This window comes from Nocardia sp. NPDC005978 (assembly GCF_040614455.1).
Lineage (GTDB): Bacteria > Actinomycetota > Actinomycetes > Mycobacteriales > Mycobacteriaceae > Nocardia.
Window position 1 is genome coordinate 1 of record NZ_JBEXUS010000042.1, and the last position, 26,365, is coordinate 26,365.

The 26,365-nt window shown below is 68.9% G+C and carries 20 protein-coding genes and 1 pseudogene; 18 read left to right on the forward strand and 3 right to left on the reverse strand.

The features are described from left to right. From ABZ319_RS20235 to ABZ319_RS20260, 6 genes are all read left to right on the forward strand, one after another. The coding region (locus ABZ319_RS20235) for a copper transporter (protein WP_354987979.1) at nt 1–585 on the forward strand (585 nt) is incomplete at its 5' end. A gap of 120 nt (nt 586–705) precedes the next feature. After that, complete coding sequence (locus ABZ319_RS20240; RefSeq protein WP_354987980.1) at nt 706–2,475, forward strand: CTP synthase; 1,770 nt, start codon at nt 706–708, stop codon at nt 2,473–2,475. Between the two features lie 246 nt (nt 2,476–2,721). Further along, nucleotides 2,722–3,363 (forward strand): NUDIX hydrolase, encoded by a 642-nt coding sequence (locus ABZ319_RS20245; RefSeq protein WP_354987981.1) that lies wholly within the window; start codon nt 2,722–2,724, stop codon nt 3,361–3,363. Nucleotides 3,364–3,493: 130 nt separating this feature from the next. Further along, the gene (gene xerD, locus ABZ319_RS20250; protein ID WP_354987982.1) at nt 3,494–4,414 is read left to right on the forward strand and encodes a site-specific tyrosine recombinase XerD; all 921 of its coding nucleotides are present in this window, start codon (nt 3,494–3,496) and stop codon (nt 4,412–4,414) included. A 191-nt stretch (nt 4,415–4,605) separates the two neighbouring features. Beyond that, on the forward strand, nt 4,606–5,499 hold the full coding sequence (locus ABZ319_RS20255) for a ParA family protein (RefSeq protein ID WP_354988032.1): 894 nt from the start codon (nt 4,606–4,608) through the stop codon (nt 5,497–5,499). 50 nt (nt 5,500–5,549) lie between these two features. Beyond that, nucleotides 5,550–6,407: a segregation/condensation protein A gene (locus ABZ319_RS20260; protein WP_354987983.1), complete on the forward strand. Its 858-nt coding sequence runs from the start codon at nt 5,550–5,552 to the stop codon at nt 6,405–6,407. Here the strand turns inward: ABZ319_RS20260 and ABZ319_RS20265 are convergent. Further along, nucleotides 6,398–7,639, reverse strand: coding sequence for a transposase (locus tag ABZ319_RS20265; RefSeq protein ID WP_354987984.1), 1,242 nt, complete (start codon nt 7,637–7,639; stop codon nt 6,398–6,400). The genes ABZ319_RS20260 and ABZ319_RS20265 overlap by 10 nt on opposite strands. Nucleotides 7,640–7,932: 293 nt before the next feature. Here ABZ319_RS20265 and scpB point away from each other — a divergent pair, with 293 nt between their 5' ends. The 5 genes and pseudogenes from scpB (at nt 7,933) to ABZ319_RS20290 (ending at nt 14,359) form a co-directional block, all read left to right on the forward strand. After that, nucleotides 7,933–8,595 carry an SMC-Scp complex subunit ScpB gene (gene scpB / locus ABZ319_RS20270; protein ID WP_354988033.1) on the forward strand — a complete coding sequence of 221 codons (663 nt, stop codon included), beginning with the start codon at nt 7,933–7,935 and terminating at the stop codon, nt 8,593–8,595. An 846-nt stretch (nt 8,596–9,441) separates the two neighbouring features. Further along, a pseudogene (locus ABZ319_RS20275) lies at nt 9,442–10,254 on the forward strand (pseudouridine synthase); the annotation flags it as partial. A 65-nt stretch (nt 10,255–10,319) separates the two neighbouring features. After that, nucleotides 10,320–10,988, forward strand: a complete 669-nt coding sequence (gene cmk, locus ABZ319_RS20280) for a (d)CMP kinase (RefSeq protein WP_354988034.1) — start codon at nt 10,320–10,322, stop codon at nt 10,986–10,988. Continuing rightward, entirely contained in the window at nt 10,985–12,403 is a 1,419-nt protein-coding gene (der, locus tag ABZ319_RS20285) for a ribosome biogenesis GTPase Der (protein WP_354987985.1), read from the forward strand. Before cmk ends, der begins: the two co-directional genes overlap by 4 nt. A 135-nt stretch (nt 12,404–12,538) precedes the next feature. Continuing rightward, nucleotides 12,539–14,359: a hypothetical protein gene (locus tag ABZ319_RS20290; protein ID WP_354987986.1), complete on the forward strand. Its 1,821-nt coding sequence runs from the start codon at nt 12,539–12,541 to the stop codon at nt 14,357–14,359. 355 nt (nt 14,360–14,714) lie between these two features. Here ABZ319_RS20290 and ABZ319_RS20295 read toward each other — a convergent pair whose 3' ends face one another. Further along, nucleotides 14,715–15,452 carry a TetR/AcrR family transcriptional regulator gene (locus ABZ319_RS20295; protein ID WP_354987987.1) on the reverse strand — a complete coding sequence of 246 codons (738 nt, stop codon included), beginning with the start codon at nt 15,450–15,452 and terminating at the stop codon, nt 14,715–14,717. 130 nt (nt 15,453–15,582) lie between these two features. Between ABZ319_RS20295 and ABZ319_RS20300 the strand changes: the two genes are divergently transcribed. From ABZ319_RS20300 to ABZ319_RS20325, 6 genes are all read left to right on the forward strand, one after another. Next, nucleotides 15,583–16,536, forward strand: a complete 954-nt coding sequence (locus ABZ319_RS20300; RefSeq protein WP_354987988.1) for an ATP-binding cassette domain-containing protein — start codon at nt 15,583–15,585, stop codon at nt 16,534–16,536. Nucleotides 16,537–16,571: 35 nt separating this feature from the next. Then, nucleotides 16,572–17,300, forward strand: a complete 729-nt coding sequence (locus tag ABZ319_RS20305) for an ABC transporter permease (protein ID WP_354988035.1) — start codon at nt 16,572–16,574, stop codon at nt 17,298–17,300. Nucleotides 17,301–17,773: 473 nt separating this feature from the next. Next, nucleotides 17,774–18,622, forward strand: a complete 849-nt coding sequence (locus ABZ319_RS20310) for a lysophospholipid acyltransferase family protein (protein ID WP_354987989.1) — start codon at nt 17,774–17,776, stop codon at nt 18,620–18,622. Between the two features lie 216 nt (nt 18,623–18,838). Continuing rightward, nucleotides 18,839–19,417, forward strand: coding sequence for a hypothetical protein (locus ABZ319_RS20315; RefSeq protein ID WP_354987990.1), 579 nt, complete (start codon nt 18,839–18,841; stop codon nt 19,415–19,417). Continuing rightward, nucleotides 19,414–20,505, forward strand: coding sequence for a PrsW family intramembrane metalloprotease (locus tag ABZ319_RS20320; RefSeq protein WP_354987991.1), 1,092 nt, complete (start codon nt 19,414–19,416; stop codon nt 20,503–20,505). Before ABZ319_RS20315 ends, ABZ319_RS20320 begins: the two co-directional genes overlap by 4 nt. 86 nt (nt 20,506–20,591) lie before the next feature. After that, complete coding sequence (locus tag ABZ319_RS20325) at nt 20,592–21,458, forward strand: GNAT family N-acetyltransferase (protein ID WP_354987992.1); 867 nt, start codon at nt 20,592–20,594, stop codon at nt 21,456–21,458. 12 nt (nt 21,459–21,470) lie between these two features. Here the strand turns inward: ABZ319_RS20325 and ABZ319_RS20330 are convergent, their stop codons facing one another. Then, a complete protein-coding gene (locus ABZ319_RS20330; protein WP_354988036.1) occupies nt 21,471–23,858 on the reverse strand; it encodes a phosphoketolase family protein in 2,388 nt (795 codons plus the stop codon). 240 nt (nt 23,859–24,098) lie between these two features. Here ABZ319_RS20330 and ABZ319_RS20335 point away from each other — a divergent pair, with 240 nt between their 5' ends. After that, nucleotides 24,099–26,348 (forward strand): molybdopterin-dependent oxidoreductase, encoded by a 2,250-nt coding sequence (locus ABZ319_RS20335; RefSeq protein ID WP_354987993.1) that lies wholly within the window; start codon nt 24,099–24,101, stop codon nt 26,346–26,348. The last annotated feature ends 17 nt before the right edge of the window (nt 26,349–26,365 follow it).

The window sequence follows — 26,365 nt, forward strand, 5'->3', positions numbered from 1 at the left end:
GCTGATCACTGCCGCATGCCGATCACCCAACGCCACGACAGATCAGTCGGCGACCCGGCACCGCGACGATCACCCCGCGGGCAACTGCGCATCGACGCCCCGGACCAGGGCAGCCTGGCCGGTGATCTGCTGGGCCAGGTGCTGCTCACCGATCCGGCGACCGGGCAGCCGCGCGGCACCGACCCCGAACGCGGTCTCGCCCTCGAGACCTTGCGCGGCGGCGGCTTCCTCACCTCCGATGTGCAGGGTCCCGCGCAACTGTCGGTCGTGGTGGCCGGCGACGGCGCCCGCGCGCCGGAGAGCAATCGCGGAACCATCCTGGCGCGCTTCGCCGCCGGCCTGCGCGCACATTCGGCCGGAGTGGTGCTGGCGGGTCGCTACGGCGCGGCCGAGGGGCCCGGCGCGATCGCCGTGGCGCGTTCGGAGGCCCCGCTGGCAACGATCACGACCGTGGACAATGTTGACCATCAGATCGGCCGCATCACCACCGTGCTCGGGCTCACCGAACAGCTGAACGGCGGCACCGGGCGATACGGCACCGGGGCCACCGCGACCTCGCTCACAGTCGTGGCGATGCCGCACTGACCGGATCCGGCCGCCGACGGGCAATATTCGCGTTAACGGCGGCCGCCGGGCCGGAATCGAGCGGATGTCCCGCGCGTGGCATTCGATCGGCATCCGGGGTTCGTGTTACCGTGAAGTCCCGTGGGTCAATCACGGATTCCGGCGCGCGCGGCCACGAAACACATCTTCGTCAGCGGTGGCGTTGCCTCTTCACTCGGTAAGGGTCTGACCGCCTCCAGCCTCGGTCAGCTGCTCACGTCTCGCGGTTTGCGCGTGACGATGCAGAAGTTGGATCCGTACCTCAACGTCGATCCAGGCACGATGAATCCTTTCCAGCACGGAGAGGTTTTCGTGACCGAGGACGGCGCGGAAACGGACCTCGACGTGGGTCACTACGAACGCTTCCTCGATCGCGATCTCTCCGGGATCGCGAATGTCACCACCGGTCAGATCTATTCGACCGTGATCGCCAAGGAGCGCCGGGGCGAGTACCTCGGCGACACCGTGCAGGTCATCCCGCACATCACCGACGCCATCAAGGCACGGATCACCGCCATGGCGGAGCCGGACCTGCACGGCCAGATCCCCGATGTGGTCATCACCGAAATCGGCGGCACCGTCGGCGATATCGAATCGCAGCCGTTCCTCGAGGCGGCGCGTCAGATCCGCCACGAGGTCGGCCGGGACAACTGCTTCTTCCTGCACGTCACGCTCGTGCCCTACCTGGGTCCCTCCGGTGAGCTCAAGACCAAGCCGACCCAGCATTCGGTGGCGGCGCTGCGCAATATCGGCATCCAGCCCGATGCTCTGATCCTGCGCTGCGACCGCGATGTGCCGGAACCGCTCAAGAACAAGATCGCGCTCATGTGCGACGTGGACGTGGATGCCTGCATCTCGACCCCGGACGCGCCGTCGATCTACGACATCCCCAAGGTGCTGCACCGCGAGGGCCTGGACGCGTACGTGGTGCGCCGCCTGGGCCTGCCGTTCCGCGATGTGGACTGGACCGTGTGGGGCGATCTGCTCGATCGGGTGCACAACCCGCGCGAGCACGTCACCGTCGCGCTGGTCGGCAAGTACGTCGATCTGCCCGACGCCTACCTCTCGGTCACCGAGGCGCTGCGCGCCGGCGGGTTCGCCTCGCACGCCAAGGTGAACATCCGCTGGGTGCAGTCCGACGAGTGCGAGACCGAGGCCGGCGCGCGTACGCACCTGGCCGACGTCGACGCCGTGCTCATTCCGGGCGGCTTCGGCATTCGCGGCATCGAGGGCAAAGTCGGGGCGATCAAGTTCACCCGCACCCGCGGCATTCCCACCCTAGGCCTGTGTCTGGGCCTGCAGTGCATGGTGATCGAATCCGCGCGTTCGGTGGGCCTGGACGACGCCAACTCGACCGAGTTCGAGCCGGACGTCAAGTACCCGGTCATCTCCACCATGGCCGATCAGGAACAGGCCGTGGCCGGTGAGGCCGACCTGGGCGGCACCATGCGCCTGGGCGCGTATCCGGCGGTGCTGGAGCAGGATTCGGTGGTGGCGCAGGCCTACGGCAGCACGGAGGTGTCCGAGCGGCACCGCCATCGCTTCGAGGTCAACAACACCTACCGGGACAAGATCGCCAAGAGCGGCCTGCGTTTCAGCGGCACCTCCCCGGACGGCCACCTGGTCGAGTTCGTGGAGCTGCCGCAGGACCGGCATCCGTTCTTCGTCGCCACCCAGGCGCATCCGGAGCTCAAGTCCCGCCCGACCCGTCCGCACCCGCTGTTCGCGGCGCTGATCTCGGCCGCGCTGAAGTACAAGGCGGCCGAACAGCTTCCGGTCGAGCTGGCTCCCGAGCCCGCTCCGGCGGCGGAGCCCGCGACGGGCAAGGCCTCGTCGGCCAAGGCCGCCAAGGGCGACAAAGTCAAGAGCTGACGGTCACCGGCGCACCGCCGCCGCTGCCACACCGGCCCGGTCTCGAACGTCCCTCGGGGGTTCGGGACCGGGCCGGTTCGCGTTCGCCCCGACGCTCGCGGCCGGGTCGTCGACCGGGACGGCGGGCGTGGCCGAACAGTTGGTCGTGTTGCGCGGCGAGGCCGGTCGCGTTCGCACGGGGCGCGGGTCGCGGCGGTCCTCCCCGGGCCGCGGAGTGCGCCCGGAGGGGGCGGATACAGTTGGCTCATGGCTGAATCCGCGCCCGGCACGCACGACTTCGACATCGCCTCGAGCCGCACCGTGTACACGGGCGCGATTCTGGCGCTGCGACTGGATCAGGTGGTCATGCCCGGCGGGCGGGTCGCCGAGCGCGAGGTGATCGAGCATCACGCCGCGGTGGCGGTGGCGGCGGTCGACGAGGACGACAACCTGGTGCTGATCAACCAGTACCGCCACCCGGTCGGCCGCCGGCTGCTCGAGCTGCCCGCGGGGCTCCTGGACGAGCCGGGGGAGGATCCGCTGCACGCGGCCAAGCGCGAACTGGCCGAGGAGACCGGGCTGGCCGCGCGCGACTGGTCCGTGCTGGTCGACATCGAGCTCTCGCCCGGCTTCACCGACGAGGCGCTGCGGATCTACCTGGCCTCGGGCCTGTACGAGACCGAACAGCCCGAACCCGAGCACGAGGAAGCCGACCTGCAGGTGCTGCGGGTACCGGTGGCCGAGGCCGCGCGCCGGGCCCTCGCGGGTGAGATCACCAATGCCACCGCGGTCGCGGGTGTCACCGCGTTGCTGGCCGCCCGGGCCGCCGGCCTCGAGCCCCGCCCCGCCGACGCACCCTGGCCCGGCCTGCCCACGAAGTTCCTGGACCGCAAAGCCGCTGAAAAATAGCGGGATTGCGGCACCGCCCGCCGAGCTGCGGTGCTGGTCAGGGCATTTCGAGTCGATCGCGTTCCGCCGGGAGACGCGCGGGCCGGTCGAGGTGCCGTCCGTTGTCGGTGGCCGGTGCCATCATGGCAGCGTGCTGAGCCGCCGAATCGACGCCTACCTGGACCATTTGACGGTCGAGCGCGGTATGGCGCGCAACACGCTCAGCGCGTATCGGCGCGATCTGGGCCGATATCTGGATTTTCTGACCGACCGTGCGGTGGCGGATCTCACCGACGTTCGCGAGTCCGATATATCCGATTTCGTGGTGTGGCTGCGCGCGGGTGACGCGGATCATGCCGCGCTGGCGGCCAGTTCGGCCGCGCGCGCCCTGGTCGCGGTCCGCGGCCTGCATCGTTTCTCGGTCGCCGAGGGCGTCACCGAGGCCGATGTGGCGCATCCGGTCAAGCCGCCGACTCCCGCCCGCCGCCTGCCCAAAGCGCTGCCGTACGACCAGATCTCACGTTTGCTGGACGCCGCCGGCGCGGAGGGCCCCGACGCGCCGCGCGGATTGCGAGACCGCGCGCTGCTGGAATTGCTCTACTCCACCGGTGCGCGCATCTCCGAGATCACCGCCTTGGACGTGGACGACATCGACGCCGCCGAGCGCGCTGTCGTGCTGCGCGGCAAGGGCGGTAAGCAACGCATGGTGCCGATCGGGCGGCCCGCGCTGGCCGCGGTGGACGCCTACCTGGTGCGCGGCCGGCCCGAGCTGTCGAGTCGCGGCCGAGCCACCCCGGCGCTCTTCCTCAATCACCGCGGCGGCCGGCTCACTCGCCAAACCGCTTGGCAGGTACTGCATTCCGCGGCCGAACGCGCCGGAATCGCCGCCGGCGTCTCCCCGCACACGCTGCGGCATTCGTTCGCCACGCATCTGCTGGACGGTGGCGCGGATGTACGCGTGGTGCAGGAGTTACTCGGTCATGCCTCCGTAACCACAACGCAGATCTACACTCTGGTGACTGTCGGCACGCTCCACGAGGTGTGGGCAACCGCCCATCCACGTGCCCGCTAGCGGGGCTGAAGTGCAGCTTTAGGGTGCGTGTCCGAACGTGGGTCTTACGCTGACAGACGGTAGCGTCTATTGGTGACCCGGCCGCACACGCGGTCGGGCGCGTCCCCACCGGCACTTTCGGTCGGGCGGGCAAGGGCAGGTACGTCGAAGGAGTAGCGGACGTGACGAAAGCCGGTGGTGCGGGCCAGCGGATCGAGACCGCCGCGCAAACCCTGTGGGAAGCCGCAGATGTGGCCAGCAGCCCGGAGCTCGGTCCGACCGGGCGCCCGCTGCGCGACATCCCGGACCCGCCGGAGGCCGACCACACGGGGGACGCGCTGGTCGTGGCGATGTGCAACCAGAAGGGCGGGGTGGGCAAGACCACCTCGACCATCAATCTCGGTGCGGCACTGGCCGAATACGGGCGCCGGGTGCTGCTGGTGGATCTGGATCCGCAGGGCGCGCTCTCGGCCGGGCTCGGGGTCGCGCATCACGATCTCGATCTGACCGTGCACAACCTGCTGGTCGGGCCGGGCAAGATCAGCGTGGACCAGGTGCGGATGAACACCAAGGTGGACGGCATGGATCTGCTGCCGTCCAACATCGATCTGTCGGCGGCGGAGATCCAGCTCGTCAACGAGGTCGGTCGCGAGCACACCTTGGGCCGCGCACTGGCGCCGCTGCGCAGTCGGTACGACTACATCCTCATCGACTGCCAGCCCTCGCTGGGTCTGCTCACCGTGAACGCGCTCGCCTGCGCGGACGGTGTGATCATTCCCATGGAATGCGAGTACTTCTCGCTACGCGGGCTGGCGCTGCTCAACGACACCGTGGAGAAGGTGCGGGACCGGTTGAATCCGTCCCTCATCCTGTACGGCATCGTTGTCACCATGTTCGATGCCCGTCTGCTGCATTCGCGCCAGGTCATGACGCGCGTGGTCGAGGTGTTCGGTGACCTGGTCTACGACACCGTGATCTCGCGCACCGTGCGCTTCCCCGACGCCAGCGTCGCGGGTGAGCCGATCACCACCTGGGCGCCGAAATCCGGTGGCGCGGAAGCGTATCGGGCGATGGCGCGGGAAGTCATTCACCGGTCGGGCCGTTGAGCGATGCGGCTGCGCCGTCCGCTGCCGATACCGCGGACGGAGAAACCGGCGTGCCCACCGCCGAAGGCGAGGCCGATTCCGGCGCGAAGACCGGATTTCACCTGCGGCTCACCAATTTCCAGGGCCCTTTCGACCTGCTGCTGCAACTCATCGCCTCGCGCAGGCTCGACGTCACCGAGGTGGCGCTGCACAAGGTCACCGACGAGTTCATCGCCTACACCAAGGCGCTGACCGCGAGCATGTCCGGGGAACAGGGCCTGCGCGCGGACAAGATCCTGGACCTGACCACCGAGTTCCTGGTGGTGGCCGCGACCCTGCTCGATCTGAAGGCCGCGCGGCTGCTGCCCTCGGGCGAGGTCTCGGACGAGGACGATCTGGAATTGCTGGAGGCTCGCGACCTGCTTTTCGCGCGTCTGCTGCAGTACCGCGCCTTCAAACAGGTGGCCGAATTGCTCGGCGAACTCGAGGCCGCTGCGCTGCAACGCTATCCGCGCGCGGTCTCGCTCGAGGAGCGCTACCTGGAGTTGTTGCCGGACGTTACCCTGGGGGTGGATGCCGCGGCCTTCGCGGAGGTCGCCGCGACCGCGTTCACCCCGCGCCCGGTGCCCACCGTCGGGCTCGATCACATTCATCAGCACTCGGTCTCGGTCGCCGAACAGGCGGCCCTGGTCCTCGAGATGCTGAAGAGCCGTGGTGCGGGCGGCTGGACGAGCTTCACCGAGCTGTGCGCCGACTGCGAGGTGCCGGTGCAGATCGTCGCCCGCTTCCTGGCCCTGCTCGAGCTCTACCGTGGCAAAACCATCGAGTTCGACCAGCCCGACCCCCTGGGCCCGCTGGCGATCAGCTGGATCGGCGAGCTCGCGGACCAACCGGCCGAGCCGGTGACGATCGAGGAGGATTACGGTTGACGTTTCCCGCTCTCCTGCGTGGGGAGGGGCATTCGGCCCTCGCGGCCCGACGCTTTCTGCTTCATCGGCGATTGCCGCTCCGGACTGCGCCGTCGAGGCCTTACATCGTCTCCACAGACTGTCACCGCCCGCCCGGCGGCCAAGAGGTTCTTCGCGGCATTCACGTCCCGATCGTGTGCTGCGCCGCAGTCTGCGCACACCCAGAAACGGATCCGAAGCGCAAGGTCTCCGTTTCGCCGGCCGCAGGCGGAGCACAGCTTGGAGGATGGAAACCAGCGGTCGACAACAATCAGTTCTCGCCCGTACCAAGCAGCCTTGTAGGTCAGCATGTCCCGGAACATTCCCCATGCGGCGTCGGAGATTGCTCGGGCCAGTCGTCGGTTCCTGATCATGTTTCGAACAGGAAGGTCCTCGATCACGAGCGTTTGGTTCTCACGGACGAGTCGAGTGGTCAGTTCGTGCAGCTGATTGCGCCGCCGGTCGGCAATTCGGACGTGTGCTCGCGCCAGTCTGATTCGGGCTTTTTTGCGGTTTTCGGACCCCGGAGTCTTGCGGTTCAGCGCACGTCCGGCTCGCGCGACCCGGAGCCGGTCACGCTGTTCGTACTTCGGATTGGCGATCTTCTCCCCGGTGGACAAGGTGATGAGGTTGTGGACGCCGACGTCGATGCCCACTGCGGTGTTGATCCGGGGGAGTGGCTGTATCCGGGAGTCGGCACAGATCATCGATACGAACCAGCGTGCGCCGCTGTCTCGGGTGACGGTCACGCTCGATGGCTCGACGTCCGGAGGCAACGGTCGCGACCAGGAGATGTTCAGGGGTTCTCGCATCTTCGCCAACGTGAGCCGGCCGTCGCTGTAGCGGAAGGCGCTTCGCGTGTACGTCGCGCTCGCTCGAGATCTCTTGCCGGACTTGAATCTCGGATACCTCGCGCGCTTGGTCCAGAAATTTTCGAACGCGGATTGAAGATGCCGGAGTGCCTGCTGCAGCGGGACCGAGGACACCTCGTTGAGGTATCCGAGTTCATCGGTGTGCTTCCAGGACGTCAGCAGCAGCGAGGTTTTGGCGAAGTTGGAGTGCTCGCCGCGCTGTTGCCAAGCCTCGGTCCGTGCTTCGAGCGCGAGGTTGTAGACCTTACGTACGCACCCGAATGTGCGCGCGAGTTGTGCGGCTTGCTCGTCGGTGGGATAGAAGCGATAGCGGAACGCTCTGTTGACCACTGCGTGTGGCACGAGGCGAATCATAGTACGTGTGTTCGAATCATGGTCACTGTTCTCGATACTCGACTCTTGTCGTGTACCCGGAGATCTTTGGAGGAAGTCGTATGACCGAGTCAGTGCCCGGTGTCAGCGACGATGCCGAGGTTGCGGAGCTGCCGAGCACCGCGACGCCGGAGTCGAGCGAATCCGCACCGGATTCGGCCGCTGACGCGAACGTCACAGGTGAGTCCGCACACGTTGCCGGGCCGGTTGAACCCGAGCGAAGCGCGGGCGTCGAGGCTGCCGCCGAGCCCGGGCAGGCGCGGCTGGACTTCGGGGACGAGGCGGAGGCGGGGGAGTTCGACGCCCTCGACGAGGACGAGCTGCGGTCGGCGCTCGAGGCGATGCTGCTGGTCGTGGACGCGCCCGCGCCCGTCGAACTGCTGGCGGCGGCGGTCAACGACACCGCGCGGCGGGTGGAGACCCTGCTGCGGGAGATGTCGGCGGAGCTGACCGTGCGGCGCAGTGGCATGGATCTCAGGTTCGTGGGGGACGGCTGGCGTTACTACACGCGGACGGAGTTCGCGCCCTACGTGGAACGTATGCTGTTGGATGGCGCGCGCTCGAAACTGACCCGCGCCGCTTTGGAAACACTGGCGGTCATCGCGTACCGTCAACCGGTTACCCGAGCCCGTGTGAGTGCGGTGCGCGGAGTGAATGTGGACGGCGTGATCCGCACCCTGCTGGCGCGGGGACTGATCACGGAAAGCGGTACGGACCCGGATACCAATGGCACCCGGTACGCCACCACCGAACTGTTCCTGGAACGGATCGGACTCCCGTCCCTGGCGGAGTTGCCGCCGTTGGCGCCCTTGCTTCCGGGCGTCGACCTGATCGACGAGATCAACGAGAGCCTGGAGACCGACCCCCGGTACACCAGGCTGAAAAAACCAGCCGAGGCGGACATCGACCTCGGCGCCGAGGATTGAAACAAGGACATCGTGAATACTCCCGCTCGCCGAGATGGCACACCGGAACGCAGTAAGGGTTACGAACCCAGAGGGTCCCAGCCGACCCGAGGCAGGGCCGACAGGTCCGCCCGAAGTGGCGATTCTTATGGCTCGCGCGGCGCGTCCGCACCGCGGAGCGGAGCTCGTGGCGACGCGCAGTCCTGGGGCGGCGGCTCCGGCCGCGGCGATTCCCGGGGCGGTTCGCGCGGTGGCGCCGGCTCCTACGACAACTCGCGCGGCAATTCGCGCGGCGCCGGTTCCTCCTACGAGGGCTCGCGCGGCGGCTCGGGGTCGTACGGCGGTTCGCGCGGCGGCTCTGATTCCTACGGTTCGCGAGGCGGTTCCGACTCGCGCGGTGGCGCGCGGGGCGGTTCGGGCTACGGCGAATCGCGGTCGTTCGGCGGCAACTCCGGCCGCGGCGGCTACGAGGGTTCGCGTGGCGGCGGCAACTCCGGCAACTCCGGCCGCGGCGGCTACGAAGGCTCGCGCGGCGGAAACGCTTCGCGCGCTGGTGGTTACGAGGGTGCCCGCGGCGGCAACTCCTCGCGTGGCGGCGGCTACGAAGGCTCGCGCGACGGAAACGCTTCGCGCGGCGGTGGTTACGACGGCTCGCGGGGCGGCAGCTCGGCGCGCGGCGGCTCCTACGAAGGCGCACGCGGCAATTCGCGTGGCGCGGCCCCGTCGGCTCGCACCAATTCTTCGGCTCCCCGCGGCGGCGACGCCCGAGGCACCCAGGGCCGCAGCGGTTTCGGCCGCCCCTCCGCGCCCAGCGCGCAGCCCGCGGCCAAGAAGGTGCACCGGCCCTCGCCCGATGTCTCGGTGCTGCTGAGCAACGCCAAGCCCGCCCGGCACCAGCATGTCGATCAGCCCGAGGCCGGCGGCCCGAAGAAGCTGCCGTGGGGCGAGGGCGAGCGTTTGCAGAAGGTGCTCGCCAAGGCGGGTGTGGCCTCGCGCCGCGCCGCCGAGGAGATGATCGACGCCGGGCGCATCGAGGTCGACGGCAAGATCGTGCGCGAGCAGGGCCTGCGCATCGACCCGCAGAACGCGGTGGTGCGCGTGGACGGCGTGCGCGTCGTGGTGCGGGCCGAGCAGGTCTACCTGGCGCTGAACAAGCCCAAGGGCTGGCAGTCCACCATGAGCGACGAGATGGGCCGCCCGTGCGTCGGCGACATCGTCGCCGAGCGGGTCGCCGCCGGTCAGCGCCTGTTCCACGTCGGCCGCCTGGACGCCGACACCGAGGGCCTGCTGCTGCTCACCAACGACGGCGATCTGGCGCACCGCCTGATGCACCCGTCGTTCGAGGTGTCCAAGACCTACCTGGCCACGGTCAACGGCGAGGTCAAGGAGCGTCAGGTCGCCAAGCTGCTGCGCGAGGGCGTGGAGCTGGAGGACGGCCCGGCCAAGGTCGACAGGTTCGTGGTGCTCGAGGTCGGTCAGGGCCGTTCGCTGGTCAAGGTCGTCCTGCACGAAGGGCGCAAGCACATCGTTCGCCGGCTGCTGGCCGCGGTCGATCATCCGGTCATCGCGCTGGTGCGCACCCATATCGGCCCCGTCGCCCTCGGCGATCAGCGGCCGGGTGCGCTGCGGGTGCTGGGCCGGGACGAAATCGGGAAGCTCTACGAGGCGGTGTCGTTGTGAATGGTGTGGGTTCTCTGATCGACAGGACCGGTGCGGTGACGGGTAGTTCCTCGCTTGTCGTTGCCATGGACGGCCCGTCCGGCACCGGCAAGTCCAGTGTTTCGCGCCTGCTGGCCACGCGCCTGCAGGCGAGCTATCTCGATACCGGCGCCATGTACCGGGTCGCGACGCTGCGCGTGCTGCGCAGCGGCGTGGATCTGGACGATGCCGCCGCGATCGGGGTCGCGGTCAAGGAATTGCCGCTGACCATCGGCAACGATCCGAGCCGCGAGGTCATTCTGCTCGACGGTGAGGACGTGTCCTCGGAGATCCGCGGCGACGCGGTGACCAAGGCCGTGTCCGCCGTATCCGCGGTGCCCGAGGTGCGCGACCTGCTGGTCGCCATGCAGCGCGAGATCGCCGCGGCCGCGGGCCGGATCGTGGTGGAGGGCCGCGACATCGGCACCGTCGTGCTCACCGACGCCGACGTGAAGATCTATCTGACCGCGTCCGCGCAGGCTCGGGCGCAGCGCCGCAACGCGCAGAACGTCGCCGAGGGCCGGGGCGACGATTACGAGGCGGTGCTGGCCGATGTGCAGCGCCGCGACAACCTCGATTCCACCCGCAAGGTGTCCCCGCTGCGTCCCGCCGAGGACGCGATTCTGGTCGACACCAGCGAGCTGAACAAGGACGAGGTTATCGACGAGCTGTATCGCGTTGTGCGGCAGCAGATTTCGGCAGGAGGATCGCAGTGACGCAGGACACCTTCGCCGGTGACGGCATCTGGTCGGACGAATCCGACTGGGAGATCGCCGAACTCGAAGGCGAGGAGAGTGGCGAGTTCCTCGCCATGCCCACCCTGGCCATTGTCGGCCGGCCGAACGTCGGCAAATCGACTCTGGTGAACCGCATTCTTGGCCGTCGCGAAGCGGTGGTCGAGGATGTCCCGGGCGTCACCCGCGACCGCATCTCGTACGAGGCCAACTGGTCCGGACGGCGATTCCTGGTGCAGGACACCGGCGGCTGGGAGCCCGACGCCAAGGGTCTGCAGCAGTCCGTCGCTCGCCAGGCCGAGGTCGCCATGAGCACCGCGGACGCCATCCTGGTCGTCGTGGACGCCACGGTCGGCGCCACCTCCACCGACGAAGCGGTGGCCAAGGTGCTGCGCCGGTCCAAGACCCCGGTCATCCTGGTGGCCAACAAGGTCGACAACCAGAAGATCGAATCCGATGCGGCCGAGCTGTGGTCGCTGGGTCTGGGCGAGCCCAAGATGATCTCCGCCGCGCACGGCCGCGGCACCGGTGATCTGCTCGACGACATTCTGGCCGTGCTGCCCGAGACCCCGCGCGAAGGCACCGGCCAGGTCGGCGGCCCGCGCCGCGTGACGCTGGTCGGCAAGCCGAACGTCGGCAAGTCCAGTCTGCTGAACAAGCTGTCGGGCGCCGAACGTTCGGTCGTGCACGATGTCGCGGGCACCACGGTCGACCCGGTCGACTCGCTGGTCCAATTGGGCGGCAAGACCTGGAATTTCGTCGACACCGCCGGTCTGCGCCGCAAGGTGTCCAATGCCACAGGCACCGAGTTCTACGCCTCGCTGCGCACCAAGTCGGCCATGGAGGCCGCCGAGGTCGTGGTCATGCTGATCGACGCCTCGCAGCCGGTGACCGAACAGGATCTGCGCGTCATCTCCATGGTGGCCGAGACCGGCCGCGCGCTGGTCATCGCCTACAACAAGTGGGATCTGGTCGACGAGGACCGGCGCGAGCAGCTCGAGCGGGAGATCGACCGCGAGATGGTGCAGGTCCGCTGGGCGCAGCGGGTCAACATCTCCGCGCACACCGGTCGCGCGGTCCAGAAGCTGGTTCCCGCGATGGAAACCGCCCTGGATTCGTGGGACAAGCGCATTTCGACCGGCCGCCTGAACAATTGGCTCAAGGAGGTCGTGGCCGCGACCCCGCCGCCGATGCGCGGCGGCCGGCTGCCCCGCGTGCTCTTCGCCACCCAGGCGTCGACCCGCCCGCCGACGTTCGTGCTCTTCACCACCGGCTTCCTCGAGGCGGGCTACCGCCGCTTCATCGAGCGCAAGCTGCGTGAGGAGTTCAACTTCGACGGCTCGCCCGTGCGCGTGAACGTGCGCGTGCGTGAGAAGCGGGACCGGGGCAAGAAGTAGCGGCGCCTCGACCGGCCCTCGATCGCGAGTGAATCCACTTGCGGCCGAGGGCCTTTCGCATTCTCCCTTGGCGGTCCGATCCCGCCCGGCTATGGTTGATCGCATGATCGAGAGAATCGAGACCACCCTTTCCCGGTGAGTGCACCCCACGAGCGCAGTGCGCTCGAGCACCCGGATTCCCTGTTCGACCACATCACCGCCCTGCATCTGCGCAGCCCGGACTCCCCGCTGCCCAAGAGCGGCGACCCCCGCATGGACGCGCTCGAACATCAAGTGCGCGAACGCGGTTCACGGACCAGCCCGCAGAGCCGCGCCGCTGTGTCCGAGATCCTGACCACGTTCTTCGCCGGGCCGGACCAATCCCTGCCCCGGCTGCACGACGCTCTCGCGGATCCGGAGATCGCGATCTCCGCGTTGCGTTTCACCCGTCGATTGATTCCCCTGCCCGCCGTCGGCGCACCTGCTCCGGCTCGGGCCCGCGAGGTGGGCGCCTGGCTGGTGCGCCACGGCCGTGATCCCCGCCCCGTCCTGGTCGGCCTGCGCCTGCTCGAATCCTGTGCCGCCCCCGCCGATATTCCCCTGCTGCGCACGATGGCCCTGCTGCCGTGGTGCGCCGAACGCGCGATATCGATACTGGGCACCGTGCCCGGCGCGGCCTTCGATCTCGTGTGGCTGGGCGAGCGCACCCGTCGCCGGGAGCGCATATTGGTCATGAACGCCCTGGTGAAGCAGGCGGATCCCGCCGCACGCCAATGGCTTTTGCGCAACGCCTTCATCGCCGAGGGGCCCGGCGGCAGCGTCCAGGCCCGCGAGATCGCCAGGGTGACCAGGCTGTCCGACGCACTGGCCGAGGACGGCCGCGACGATCGGCTGCGCGATCAGGCGCTGGCCATCATGGTGCAGTTGATCTCCCATCGGGACTACCGCACCGAGATCGAGAACTATCCGGACGCCCGCCGGGTGCTCGCGCTGCTGGCGGACGATCTGCCCGCCATGGAACCCTCGCTGACGCGTATGGGCGCCTTCGCGGCGCTCATCCAGGACATGCGCACCGGCGCGGCGGCGGGCATGGAATGGCAGCGGGGGGAGCGGGAGTCGCTGCTCGAGCGTATGCGGACCGGGCTGAGTTCGGAGCCGTGGGAGTCCTGTCTGCGGGGAGCTCTCGAGTGGGCCCGCGAGCGAAACCACGAGCACACGCTCTGGCGGGCGCGCTGGATTCGCGATCAGCTCGCAGCGCAGCCCGTCCCGCGCGTTCTGTCGGACCTTCGAGAAGGGCAGAGCCGCTTCGAGATCCGCATCGTCAGCCCGGCGCTACCCGGCCGGGACGTCTGCGGGAATACCGAGGTCAGAGTCCTGGTCGATGGCCATCCCGTCATCGCCACCGCCTTCCCCCACGGACACTCCGAGCCGCCGGAGAATCTGCTGGAAGGCCAGCTGCGGGCGACCGGGGAGCGGCACAGGGTGCGGCTCGCGGTCGCGTACAGCACCGAAGGGTCCGGCGGCGCACTGTATGTCACCGTCGTCCGAGAGGATGACGAGGTCCTCTGGTGCGAGTGGGACAACACGGGTGAGGGTGACTCGCCACCCGAGATGCGTTTTCCCGCATCCGAATACGACCGCGAACTCGATCTCGCCGAGCGGAATACCGACTGGGAGTGGCCCGCCCGCACCCTGAGCCGCCTGCTGTTGCGCGGCCTCCGCGCCGATCCGGGGATCCTGGAACGCTGGAACTGCTCCATCAGCTGGATCTCCGCCTGGGTGCAGGATCTGGACCGCGCCCGCGTCTACCTGTTCTCGACGACCGAACCCCAACCCCGCCAATTCGGCTTCACCGTCCGAGCCGACCCCGCCGATCCCGAAGCCCAGGCCCGAGCCCTGCTCGAGTCGTTCCGCGCCACCGACCCCCGCGAGGTGTCCCGCTCCCACGGCGGCACGACGCCTCCCGCCCCGAAGTGAACCCGCACATCGCGCCCCACGCCCACCGCGGACATCGCCCCACAGACACTTGGGCCGCGGCCGCGTGCCGGCGCGGCGTCCCCGCCGCACCGCGCTCCTGGCGGCGTCCGCCCGCGATCGTGCCGCGAATGAGCAAGGGATCGCGCGGTTCCCGGGCGAGCCCGGTCCGGTAGGCCGTGGCCGCGCGTCTTCGCCGCATCTCCATGGCGCCGCCTCCCCGTCGGCGTCCGCCCGCATTCGTGTCGCGAAACAGCAAGGGTCGCGCGGTTTCCGGGGCGCGCTCGCGATCGGGTGCGAACGTTGTGGGGTCGCGTGGTGGTGAGCCGGCGGCGGCCGGGCCGTCCGGGTCCTGCGGTCAGGGCTCCGGGTTTTCGAAGGTCGCGATGTACTGGGCGTACCCGTCCAGCAGGCGATCCAGGGCGAACGTGAAATCTGCCTCCTCCCAGTTGATTTCGTCGTCGTCGAAAGCGCGGTGGGCTATCGCGCTGGCGACGGCGGGGAAGCGGGCGGGGTCCAGGACCAGGCTCAGGGCGGTGGTGTAGTCGATGTCGCTCTCGACGTTCTTGACCTGGTCGCGCAGGAACCGGGTGCGGCCGATGACGTAGAGCGACAGGTTCACCACCAGTTGCAGGCGAACCGGTTCGGGGGCGGCGATGCCGGACAGGGCCGTCATGCCCGCTTCGAGCCAGCCCATGTTGTTCGGGCCGACCGGGGGAGAGGTAAGCGGAATGTCCAGCCACCAGTCGTGCCGGCGAATGGCGTGGAATTCACCCCAGGCCCAGGCTTCGAGCCCGGTGCGCCAGTCCGCGCCGGTCGGGATCACCGGCGGATCGCCGATTGCCCGGTCCGAGAGCAGCTCGACCAGGGTTTCCTTGCTGTCCACGTAGCGGTAGAGCGACATGGTGGTGAAGCCGAGCTTCTTGGCGAGCTTGCCCATGGAGAGTCCGGCGTAGCCGTCGGCGTCCGCGATCTCGATGGCGGCGTCGAGGATCTGGTCCAGGCTGAGACCGCGTTTCGGCCCACGGGTGCCCGCGCCGTCCGCGTCCCACATGAGCTTCATCGCCGGGGGTAGGACCTGCTCCTCGTGCGCCACCGGGCCTCCTGTTCGTATCCGCCGTGCACATGCCGCGCCTCCATCTTGCGCCATGCCAAGAACTGTGTACGCTATAAACACAGTGTATTGCATACACAGTTTCGCATCGCGATCGGATTCAGAGGACCCCATGACAGCAGTCAGCCGGCAGCCCGCCATCGAAGTCTCCGGGCTCACCAAATCCTTCGGCGACAAACCGGTGCTGCGCGGCATCGACGTGAACGTCCCCGAGGGCACGATCTTTTCGCTGCTCGGCCCGAACGGCGCGGGCAAGACGACCATGGTCCGGATCCTGGCCACGCTCGGCACGCCCGATGCCGGTGAGGTCCGGGTCGGCGGCCACGATCCGGTGCGCGAGCCCGGCGCGGTGCGCGACATCATCGGCGTCACCGGCCAGTTCTCGGCGGTGGACCCGGTGCTGACCGGGCTCGAGAACCTTCGCTTGCTCGGCCGGCTGCTGCACCTGGGTGCGGCGGAAACCGACAGGCGCACAACGCGTCTGCTCGAGCAGTTCAGCCTGACCGAGGCGGCGGGCAAGCGTGCGGGAACCTACTCCGGCGGCATGGTGCGCAGGCTGGATCTGGCCATGAGTCTCATGGGCGACCCGCGCATCATCTTCCTCGACGAGCCCTCGACCGGTCTCGACCCGCGCAGCCGGCGCGAGCTGTGGGCGGTGATCCGCGGCCTGGTCGAGCAGGGCGTCACCATTTTCCTGACCACGCAGTACCTGGAGGAAGCCGATCAGCTCGCCGATCGCATCGCCGTGCTCGACGGCGGTCGCATCGTGGCCGAGGGCACCGCGGAGGAACTCAAGCGCCTGGCCCCCGGCGGTCACCTGCGCCTGAGTTTCGCCGACGCGGAGAGTCTGGCGGCCGCCGCGCGGGCGGTGCCGGGCGCGGAGGTCGACGCCGAGCAATTCGCGCTGCGGGTGCCCTCGGACGGCAGCGTCGCCGACATTCGCGGACTCCTCGATCATTTCGACGGCCACGCCGTGACCCTCGACCAATTGTCCATTCACACACCGGATCTGGACGATGTCTTCCTCGCGCTGACCGGCGCCACCGCGAAAGGCGCACGGCTGTGAACACTCTCGTCCGCGCGGCACAGGACTCGGCCACCATGGCGGGCCGGAGTTTCCGCCACACCCTGCGCAGTCCCGACACCATGCTCATGACGATCGCCATCCCGATCGTCATTCTGCTGATGTTCGTCTACGTCTTCGGCGGCGCCATTCAGGTGGGCGGCGACTACATCGATTACGTGGTCCCCGGAATCATTCTGCTGTGCGCGGGTTTCGGTGCGGCGACCACCGCGGTCAGCGTCGCCACCGATATGCACAACGGCATCGTCGATCGCTTCCGCGCGATGGCGGTATCCCGAACGTCGTTGCTCGCCGGGCACGTGGCCGAGAGCGTGCTGCGTAATCTCGTCACCACCGGTCTGGTCATTCTGGTGGCGGTGGGACTGGGTTTCCGGCCGACCGCCGATCCGCTGCGCTGGCTGGCGGTGCTGGGCGTGCTGGCCTTCTACATCCTGGCGCTGTCCTGGCTGGCCGCGGCCCTGGGCCTGCTGGCCCCGAATCCGGAGGCGGCCAACGGCTTCACCTTCATCTTCATGTTCCTGCCGTACATCAGCAGCGCGTTCGTCCCGGTCGAGACGCTGCCGAGCTGGCTGCGCGGATTCGCCGAACACCAGCCCGTCACCCCGGTCATCGAGACGACCCGCGGCCTGCTCATGGACGCGCCCATCGGGAACAGCGGGGGAGTGGCACTGGCCTGGTGCGCCGCCATCGCGGTGATCGGCTACCTCGCGGCCGGCGCCCTGTACCGCCGCAGCGGCCGGGACTGATTCCACCCCGCTCCACCTCGTCACGGTGATCCGAGTATTTCGGATCACCGTGACATTCCCATACCCGGATATGCGCATCCAGCGATGTGAGCCGTGGGTGTCGTACCCCGCGATCCGGTTCCCTCGCGTCCGGCAAAAACCGCCCCGACCACCGGGGAAGCGGCCGCCGGACATCCTAAGCCGCAGCCGGATTCGAGACGGGGAGGATCTCGGTCGCTGTTGGGTTTCGCACACTCCCTAACAAGCAAATGCTTGGGTTGGTAACGTCGAAGGGGCAGGAGGACGGTGACGGGCAACCAGTCGCAACGCAGCGACAATCGCACTGCCATACCGGACCGCGCGGGCGGTGCCGTCGGAATATCAATGGGGATGTGACCGGGGGCAATTCTTTTCGGCTCGCAGCTGGATCAAGTGTCGGCGTATGTCGTCGCGTACAGCCCGTCACCGGCAACGCAATACGACAGGACAATTTCATGGACAAGACACCCGTACTGCCCGATCCCAACCACCCGCTGCTGCCGTTCGCGCGGGCGTATACGAGCTATTTCACGCCCACGGTGACCGGCATCGAGAACCTTCCGGCTTCGGGTCCCGCGCTGATCATCGGCAACCATTCCTCGATCTACTGGGCGCCCGAGGTGTGGGTCACCTTCATGGCCGCCCTGGATCGCCGCCCGAACGAGCCCACCTATGGCGTCGCGCACGAAATCCTTTTGCGCGCACCGGGAATCGGTGACGGACTGCGCGGCTTCGGTGTGATCCCGGCCTCGCAGGAGGCCGCCGCGACCGGGCTCAAGGACGGCGGCGCGGTCATGGTCTACCCCGGCGGGGACTGGGAAGCCTGCCGGCCGTGGACCGAGCGCGGCAAGGTGGACTTCGCCAATCGCAAGGGTTTCATCCGGCTCGCGCTGAAGCTGGGGGTGCCGGTGATCCCGGCGGTCGCCAACGGCGGGCACGACTCGATCTTCATCCTCAGTCGCGGCGAGGGCACGGCCCGCGCACTGGGCATCGATAAGATGTTGCGCGCCAAGGTGTTTCCGTACACCGTCGGCCTGCCCTTCGGCGTCGCCCCGGTACTGCCCCAGATTCCGCTGCCCTCGCACGTGGACGTCAGCTTCCTGCCGGCCCTGGAGTGGTCCACGCAGCCGGGTGATCCGGAGGACAAGGAGTTGGTGGCCGGCCTCTACGACGAGACCCTCGGTGTCATGCAGGCCGAGCTGGACCGGCTGCGCGCGGCGACCCCCAACCCGGTGCTGACCGGTTTGAAGAACCACGTGGCCGGGCTGCCCGGTCCGCTGGCGGGGCTGGCGAACCTGCTGTAATCGCGCGCGCTCGCGCGGCCGTCGACGAACGGCTCCCGGAGACAGTCTCCGGGAGCCGCTTTCGTTGCCGGCTGTCTTACCGGCGTGCATCCCGGGTGATTTGTCTGTTTTGTGGTTAACTTTCGGCAAGCTTTGGCGGACGGCTTTTCGGCGAGCGGCCCGGTGACGGGCACGGACCGTGGCGCTCGCACCGCCCGGACCGAGAGGCTGGAAACCATGGCGCGCCTTCTGGATTCGTGGCATTCGAGAGGTCCCGCGATAGCGACGGTGGGCGCGCTCGCGGCCATCCTGATCGTTCCGGTGATCGTCGACCACATGGTTCCGACCCGGGAGACCCCGGTCTCGAAAGGCGACACCATCACCCTCGGCGCGGGCGGCGTCGGCGCGATCAGCGGCGGCGTGGATCCGGCCAACGCCATCACCTTCGCGGTGCCCGAGGCCATGGCGCGCATCGCCACCGGCAGCGATTCCACCGCGGTGTTCCGGTCCGAGATCGGCGAACAGCGCCTGGCCATCTCGGTGGTCGACGGCATCACCGATTTCGACACCGCCGCGCCCCGGATGCTGCTGCCCCTGCGCGCGGCCGGTGAAGAGGTGGATTTCGACGGCGGCCGGATAGAGGACGGGTCCTTCCGCGGCCGCACCTGCGTGCTGCCCGGAACCGCGGGCGCGGTGTGCGCGGTGGTCAACAGCGGCGACATCGGGGTGACGATCACCGTGTCCGGACCGACCCGGGAGGCGGGCCGGGCCATGATCGACATGGTGCTCGCGAGCACGAAGGCGGTGGAGCTGTGAGCTGGGTGCAGCGGGATTCGGCGCTGTTCTGGGTGTACTGCGCGGCCCTGGTGCTCGGGCCGGTGCTGTTTCTGGCGCAGGCTTTCGGACTCGTGGTGTACGGCGGCGGCCCGGCGCTGGCGGCCCTGCCGATCACCGCGCTGACCTTCCTGGTGTTCGGCGGAATCCTGTTCTGGCTCGACATGTTCCGGGCGCGCACCCGGCTGCTCGCGCCGATCGTGATGGGTTTCGCGTGGGGATTTCTGGTGTGGCCGGGCACCGCGCTGTGGGCCAACGACCGGGTGACGCGGGTGGTCACGAATCTGGGCGGTGACGAGTTCGCCTCGAACTGGCAGGCCGCGATCGCCGCGCCGATCGACGAGGAGTTCATCAAGGCGATCGGCATCGCGGTGGTGGCGGTGCTGTTCCGGTCGCGGTTGAGCCGCCCGATGCACGGGTTCCTGATCGGCGGCGCGGTCGGGCTGGGCGCGCAGATCTCCGAGGACATGCTGTACAGCCTGCAGACCGCGGTGGCCGCACCGCAGAATCCGGCGCGGGACGTGTTCGTCGTGGCGCTGCTGCGCCTGGTCACCGCGTTCACCTCGCACTGGGCGATGTCGGCGCTGGTGGGCGTGGGCATCGTGGTGCTGCTGACGCGCACCGATCGGTCCTGGGTGTACCGGGTCGCGACCTTCGTGCTGTTCTATCTGCTGGCGGTGTCCATGCACGCGATCTTCGACGCGCCGCGCGCGGCCGGTCCCGGCGTGCTGGCGCTGCTGCTGCCGGTGGTCATCGATCTGGCGATCTTCCTGCTCTCCTACCGCTGGGTGCTGGCCGCGGAACGGAAGTGGTTCCGCGCCACCATCTCCCAGCCGGCCGCGCGTGAGTTCGGCCCGGAGCCGGCGCTGGAGTCGCTGCTGACCCACCGCGGCAGGCACCGGGCGCGGGCGGCGCTGCGCAGCTCGTTCCACTACACGTACGGGCAGGCCAAGCAGTACGAGCGGGATTTGCTGACCCGGATCGCCGCGCTCGCGGACGAATCGGCGCCCGCCGTTCGATACAGTCCGCCGGGCGCGTTGTGGACCGACCAGCAAACCGTTCCCCGGTAGCGCGGAGGTCGCGTTTTTTGCATCGAATGAAATCTCGAGCGCGCCGATAACCTGCCTCTTATGACCCTGGGGCTAGCTTGTTGGGTATGAGTGAGGCCAAATCACTGCCCGCTGATCCCGGAATGGAGCGCACGAACGAGCTGCTGGAGAGACGCCAGCAAGCGCTGTGCAACTACTTGGACGCCAGCGGCGAGGTGGCGGCCGGCCGCATTCGCGCCAATCTCACCGGCTGGCGGCGCTGGCTGCACCGGTTGCCCGGGGCGTCGATCGCGAACGCGGCGGGACGGCGCGATGTGCTGCTGCGCGAGCTCGCGCACCACGGCGTCGGCGCGGAGGACCACGAATGGGGTGTGCTGTCCGGGGGCCTCGTTCGCAGCCTCGGGCGTTCGATCTGCCTCGAGCACACCCTGCAGGATCTGATCGCGGACCACGAGGCGACCGCACCGCACTGGACGCGGCAGTTGCGCGTCATCTTCGAGACCGCCGAGCGGACCCGCCCGCTGGCCGCGTTCGGGGACCGGGCCGCGGTGGCCGAGCTGACCGAGCAGGTGGTCGCGGTCACCCGGGCCGCTCCCGACGAGGATGCCGCGCGCCGCCTGACCGAGCACCTACCCGGCGCGTTGCGCCCGTTGCCGTCGGACGTGCTGGCCCTGCGCCGCGCGGACGCGCCGGCCGAGGTGGTCTTCGATCTGTACGCCGACACCATCAAGCTCGACAACATCACGGTCAATCCGGAGCTGCGCGGTTCGGGTTTCGGCTCCGCGCTGCTGCAGCAGCTGTGCCGGGCGGCGGACGCCCAGCACCTGTACATCGTCGGCCAGCTCGTGCCGACCTTCCGTGACGACGATTCCGCGGTGCCGGCCCTGGCGGCATGGTGCCGCCGGCACGGGTTCGCGGTCAACGAACGACTCGGCGGGCGCATCGTGCGCACGCCCGCCAGCGTCTCGTCCTGATCGCCGGGCCCGCTAGAGCCATTTCCAGTCGGCGACGACCGGGATGTCCTCGCCGTGTTCGCGAGTCCACGCCCGCGCCCGCCAGCGCGCGTCGACCATGTCCTGCCGCAGTTCGGCGGCGTGTTCGCGCAGTGATTCCACGCGGTCGATGACGTCCATGACCAGGTGGTAGCGGTCCAGGTCGTTGAGCATGACCATGTCGAAAGGCGTTGTGGTGGTGCCTTTCTCCTTGTATCCGCGCACGTGCAGCCCGGAGTGGTTGGTGCGCCGGTAGGTCAGGCGGTGCACGAGCCAGGGGTAGCCGTGGAAGGCGAAGATGACCGGTCGATCGCGGGTGAACAGGGTGTCGAATTCGCTGTCGGGCAAGCCGTGCGGGTGATCCTCGCGCGGGAGCAGGCGCATGAGGTCGACGACGTTCACCACCCGGACCCGGAGCTCGGGCAGGCGTTCGCGCAGAATCTGCGCCGCGGCAAGGGTTTCCAGCGTCGGGATGTCACCGGCGCAGGCCAGCACCACGTCCGGGGCGGCGCCGGGCTCGGCGTTGTTGCCCGCCCACGGCCAGATGCCGATGCCGCGCGCGCAGTGCTCGGCGGCGGCCTCGATCGAGAGCCAGCTCTCCTGCGGTTGTTTGCCCGCCACCACCACGTTCACGTAGTGCCGCGAGCGCAGGCAGTGATCGAAGGTGGACAGCAGGGTATTGGCGTCCGGCGGCAGATAGATGCGCACGATTTCGGGGCTCTTGTTGAGCACCACGTCCAGGAATCCCGGGTCCTGATGGGTGAAGCCGTTGTGGTCCTGCCGCCAGACGTGGGAGGACAGCAGGTAATTGAGGCTGGCGATGGGCCGTCGCCACGGCACGGCGGCGCTGGCGTCGAGCCATTTCGCGTGCTGGTTGAACATGGCGTCGACGATGTGGATGAACGCCTCATAGCAGGTGAAGGTGCCGTGCCTGCCGGTGAGCAGATAGCCCTCGAGCAGGCCCTGGCACAGATGCTCGGACAGCACCTCGATCACCCGGCCGGTGCGGTCCAGGCCGACGTCGAATTCCCCGATCTCGCCCTGCCAGTCCCGGCCGGTGACCTCGAGAATGTCCTGGAGCCGGTTGCTGGCGAGTTCGTCGGGGGCGAAGGTCAGGTAGTTGTCCGGGTTGCGGCGGGTGACCTCGCGCAGCCAGCCGCCGAGAACGCGGGTGGCCTCGTGTTTCACCGCGCCCGGGGCGCTGACCTCGACCCCGAAGTCCCGCCAGCGCGGCAGCGACAGATCGCGCAGCAGCGTGCCGCCGTTGGCGACCGGATTGGCGCTCATGCGCCGATCGCCGGCGGGTGATTGCGCGAGCAGTTCCGGCACCGGCCGGCCGGCCTCGTCGAAGAGTTCTTCCGGCCGATACGATTTGAGCCACTGTTCCAGGACCGCACGATGTTCGGCGTTCTGGCGGGCGCTGGGCAGCGGCACCTGGTGGGCGCGGAAGGTGCCCTCGACGGGTTCGCCGTCCACCACCGGCGGGCAGGTCCAGCCCTTGGGGGTGTGCAGCACGATCATGGGCCAGGCCGGTCGCTCCCGGCTGCCGTCCTCGCGGGCGGCGCGCTGGGCCGCGGCGATGCCGTCCAGGGCGGCGTCCAGCGCGGCGGCCATGTCCTGGTGCACCGTGCCGGGGTCGCGCCCGGAGACGAAGTACGGTTCGTAACCGTAACCGCGCAGGAGTGATTCGAGTTCGGTGCGCGGAATCCGGGCCAGCAGGGTCGGATTGGCGATCTTGTACTCGTTCAGCGCCAGAATCGGCAGCACCGCCCCGTCGCGCTCGGGACTGAGGAACTTGTCGGCGTGCCAGCTCGCCGCCAGCGGCCCGGTCTCGGCCTCGCCGTCGCCGATGACGCAGAACACCGTCAGATCCGGATTGTCCAGGGCCGCACCGAAAGCGTGCAGCAGCGAGTAGCCGAGTTCGCCGCCCTCGTGAAAGGAGCCGGGGGTCTCGGGCGCGCAGTGGCTGGGCACGCCGCCGGGGAAGGAGAACTGCGCGAACAGCGCGGCCATGCCGTCCGCGTCCTGTGGGATGCCGCTGTACAGCTCGGAGTAGGTGCCCTCGAGCCAGCCGCAGGCGTTGGGGCCGGGCCCGCCGTGGCCCGGTCCGGCCACGAAGACGGCGTTCAGATCGCGGGCGCGAATGGCCCGATTCGCGTGCGCCCACACTAGATTCAGGCCGGGGACGGTGCCGAAGTGGCCGAGCAGGCGCGGTTTGATGTGCTCGGGTTCGAGCGGGGTGCGCAGCAGTGGATTGTCCATCAGGTAGATCTGGCCGACCGCGAGGTAGTTCGCCGCGCGCCACCAGGCGTCCAGGGCGGTGAGCTCGCCCGGGGTGAGCGGGCCGGGGGCCTCGGACAGGCGATAGGGCTCGGGGGCGATGGTGTCGCCGTCGCCGCTGTCGAGGTTGTCGGCCGAAGTGTCATTGTCGGCCGAAGTGTCGCTCGTAGTGCTCACGGATCGCCTCTCACGGGTCGGGTCGGTCCAGGGGATCGTCCGGTTTCGTGCTTTTCGGGCTCATGGCTGTGCGCTCTCGGGCGCTCGCGCACCGGTATCGAGCGTACGGCAGTCGGTTCGCCGAAGTTAGTAGCGTTTGTGAACTGACTGGCTTACGCTGGGCCGATGAACGAGTGGAAGCCCACGGCCTGCATCCTGTGCGAGTGCAACTGCGGTATCCAGGTCCTGCTCGGGCCAGACGGCCGCTCCTTCGAGAAGATCCGCGGGGACAAGCTGCATCCCGCCTCGGCGGGCTACACCTGCAACAAGGCCCTGCAGCTGGACCACTACCAGAACGGCCGCGTCGGCCGGGTGACCGCGCCGCTGCGCCGCCGCGCGGACGGCGAGTTCGAGGAAATCGATTGGGACACAGCGATTTCCGAGATCACCGCGCGCCTGCAGGAGGTCGGGCTGCGCCACGGCGGGGAGTCGATCTTCTACTACGGCGGCGGCGGGCAGGGCAATCACCTGGGCGGGGCCTACGCGCCCGCGACCATGGCCGCGTTCGGCATGCGCTATCGCTCCAGCGCCCTCGCGCAGGAGAAGACCGGTGACTTCTGGGTGGGCGCGCGGATGTTCGGGTACCCCATGCGCGCCGATGTCGAGCACGCCGAGGTGGCCTTCTTCGTCGGCAAGAATCCCTATCAGTCCCATGGCTTTCCGCGGGCGCGCACGGTGCTCAAGGAGATCGCCCGCGATCCGAACCGGTCCATGATCGTGCTGGACCCGGTTCGCACCGAGACCGCCGAGCTGGCGGACTTCCACCTGCAGTTGCGACCGGGCACCGACGTGTACCTGCTGTCCGCGATGGCCGCGATCATGGTGCGCGACAACCTCATCGACGCCGACTGGCTGGCCGAGCACGCAGAGGGCGTGGACGAGGTGCTCGCGGTGCTTCGCGCGGTACCCATCGAGAAGTACTGCGCCACCGCCGATGTCGACCTCGACCTGGTCACCGCGGCGACCCGGCGGCTGGCTCGCGCGCAGTCGGTGGCCGCGCTCGAGGATCTCGGCGTGCAGATGAACCGCTATTCCACGGTGGTCAGCTACGTGGAGAAGCTGGTGTGGCTGCTGACCGGCAATGTCGCCAAGCCCGGCACCCAGTACGCCTTCACCGGGATGGCCGCCATCGGCCACGATCGCGGGCATCCGGCCGGGGAGGGGCCGGCCTCACCGGTGGCCGGCGCGCCGATCATCAGCGGGCTGGTGCCGTGCAACGTCATCACCGAGGAGATCCTCACCGATCATCCCGCGCGCTACCGGGCCATGTTCATCGAGAGCAGCAATCCGGTGCACTCGCTGGCGGATTCGGCCCGCATGCGCGCGGCGCTGCGCTCGCTGGAACTGGTGGTGGTGATCGACGTCGCCATGACCGAGACCGCCCGCGAGGCGGACTACGTGCTGCCGGCCGCGACCCAGTTCGAGAAGTACGAGGCGACGTTCTTCAATTTCGACTTCCCGCGCAACATCTTCCACCTGCGCCACCCGGTGCTGCCCGCCCCGGACGGCGTGCTCGCCGAGCCCGAGATCCACGCCCGTCTGGTCGAGGCCGCCGGGGTGCTCACCGAGGACGACTACGCGCCGTTGCGCGCCGCGCTCGCCCAGGGCCGCGAGGCCTTCGCCATGGCCTTCCTCGGGGTACTGGCGGATCCGCAGCGCTCGAAACTCGCTCCCGTGCTGCTCTATCGGACCCTCGGGCCGACCCTGCCGGGGGACGCCGCCGCGGCCGCGCTGCTGTGGGCGGCGGCCTACAACTGCGTCCGCAAATTCCCCGACAGCGTCGAACGCGCCGGGTACGGCACGGGATTGGCGGCGGGGGAGCGGCTGTTCGAGGCGATTCTGGCCGGCGAGCACGGCATCGTCATCACCGAGGACGACTACGAGGTGACCTGGAATCGGTTGCGCGGCAAAAAGGTCCGCCTGGTGGTGCCCGAACTGCTGGCGGTGCTGGCCGGGCTGCCCGACGCCGAGGGCGAATCGGGGGAGTGGCCGTTCGTGCTGTCCGCGGGTGAACGCCGGGCCTTCACCGCCAACACCATCGTCCGCGACCCGCGCTGGCGCAAGCGCGACGGCGGCGGCACCCTGCGCATCAGTCTCGCCGACGCCGAACGTCTCGGGCTGGCCCCCGGGGATCTGGTGCGGGTGACCACCCGGCGCGGCAGCACCGAGGTCCCGGTCGAGCCCACCGACCGCATGCGCCCCGGGCACCTGTCCCTGCCCAACGGCTTCGGGCTCTCGGTCACCGGACCCGACGGCGTGCCGGTCACGACCGGGGTGGCGCCCAACGAACTCACCGAATTCGACTCCCGGGACGAGTGGGTCGGTACCCCGTGGCACAAGTACGTGCCCGCCCGCTTGGATATGGTGCCGGTATGAGTCTGGACAGCGTGCCG

Coding starts and splice junctions, on each gene's coding strand:
- ABZ319_RS20305 (WP_354988035.1), top strand. CDS start 16,572: ATGGCGGGCCGGAGTTTCCGCCACACCCTGCGCAGTCCCGACACCATG.
- ABZ319_RS20245 (WP_354987981.1), top strand. CDS start 2,722: ATGGCTGAATCCGCGCCCGGCACGCACGACTTCGACATCGCCTCGAGC.
- ABZ319_RS20310 (WP_354987989.1), top strand. CDS start 17,774: ATGGACAAGACACCCGTACTGCCCGATCCCAACCACCCGCTGCTGCCG.
- ABZ319_RS20300 (WP_354987988.1), top strand. CDS start 15,583: ATGACAGCAGTCAGCCGGCAGCCCGCCATCGAAGTCTCCGGGCTCACC.
- ABZ319_RS20325 (WP_354987992.1), top strand. CDS start 20,592: ATGAGTGAGGCCAAATCACTGCCCGCTGATCCCGGAATGGAGCGCACG.
- ABZ319_RS20335 (WP_354987993.1), top strand. CDS start 24,099: ATGAACGAGTGGAAGCCCACGGCCTGCATCCTGTGCGAGTGCAACTGC.
- ABZ319_RS20315 (WP_354987990.1), top strand. CDS start 18,839: ATGGCGCGCCTTCTGGATTCGTGGCATTCGAGAGGTCCCGCGATAGCG.
- cmk (WP_354988034.1), top strand. CDS start 10,320: ATGGACGGCCCGTCCGGCACCGGCAAGTCCAGTGTTTCGCGCCTGCTG.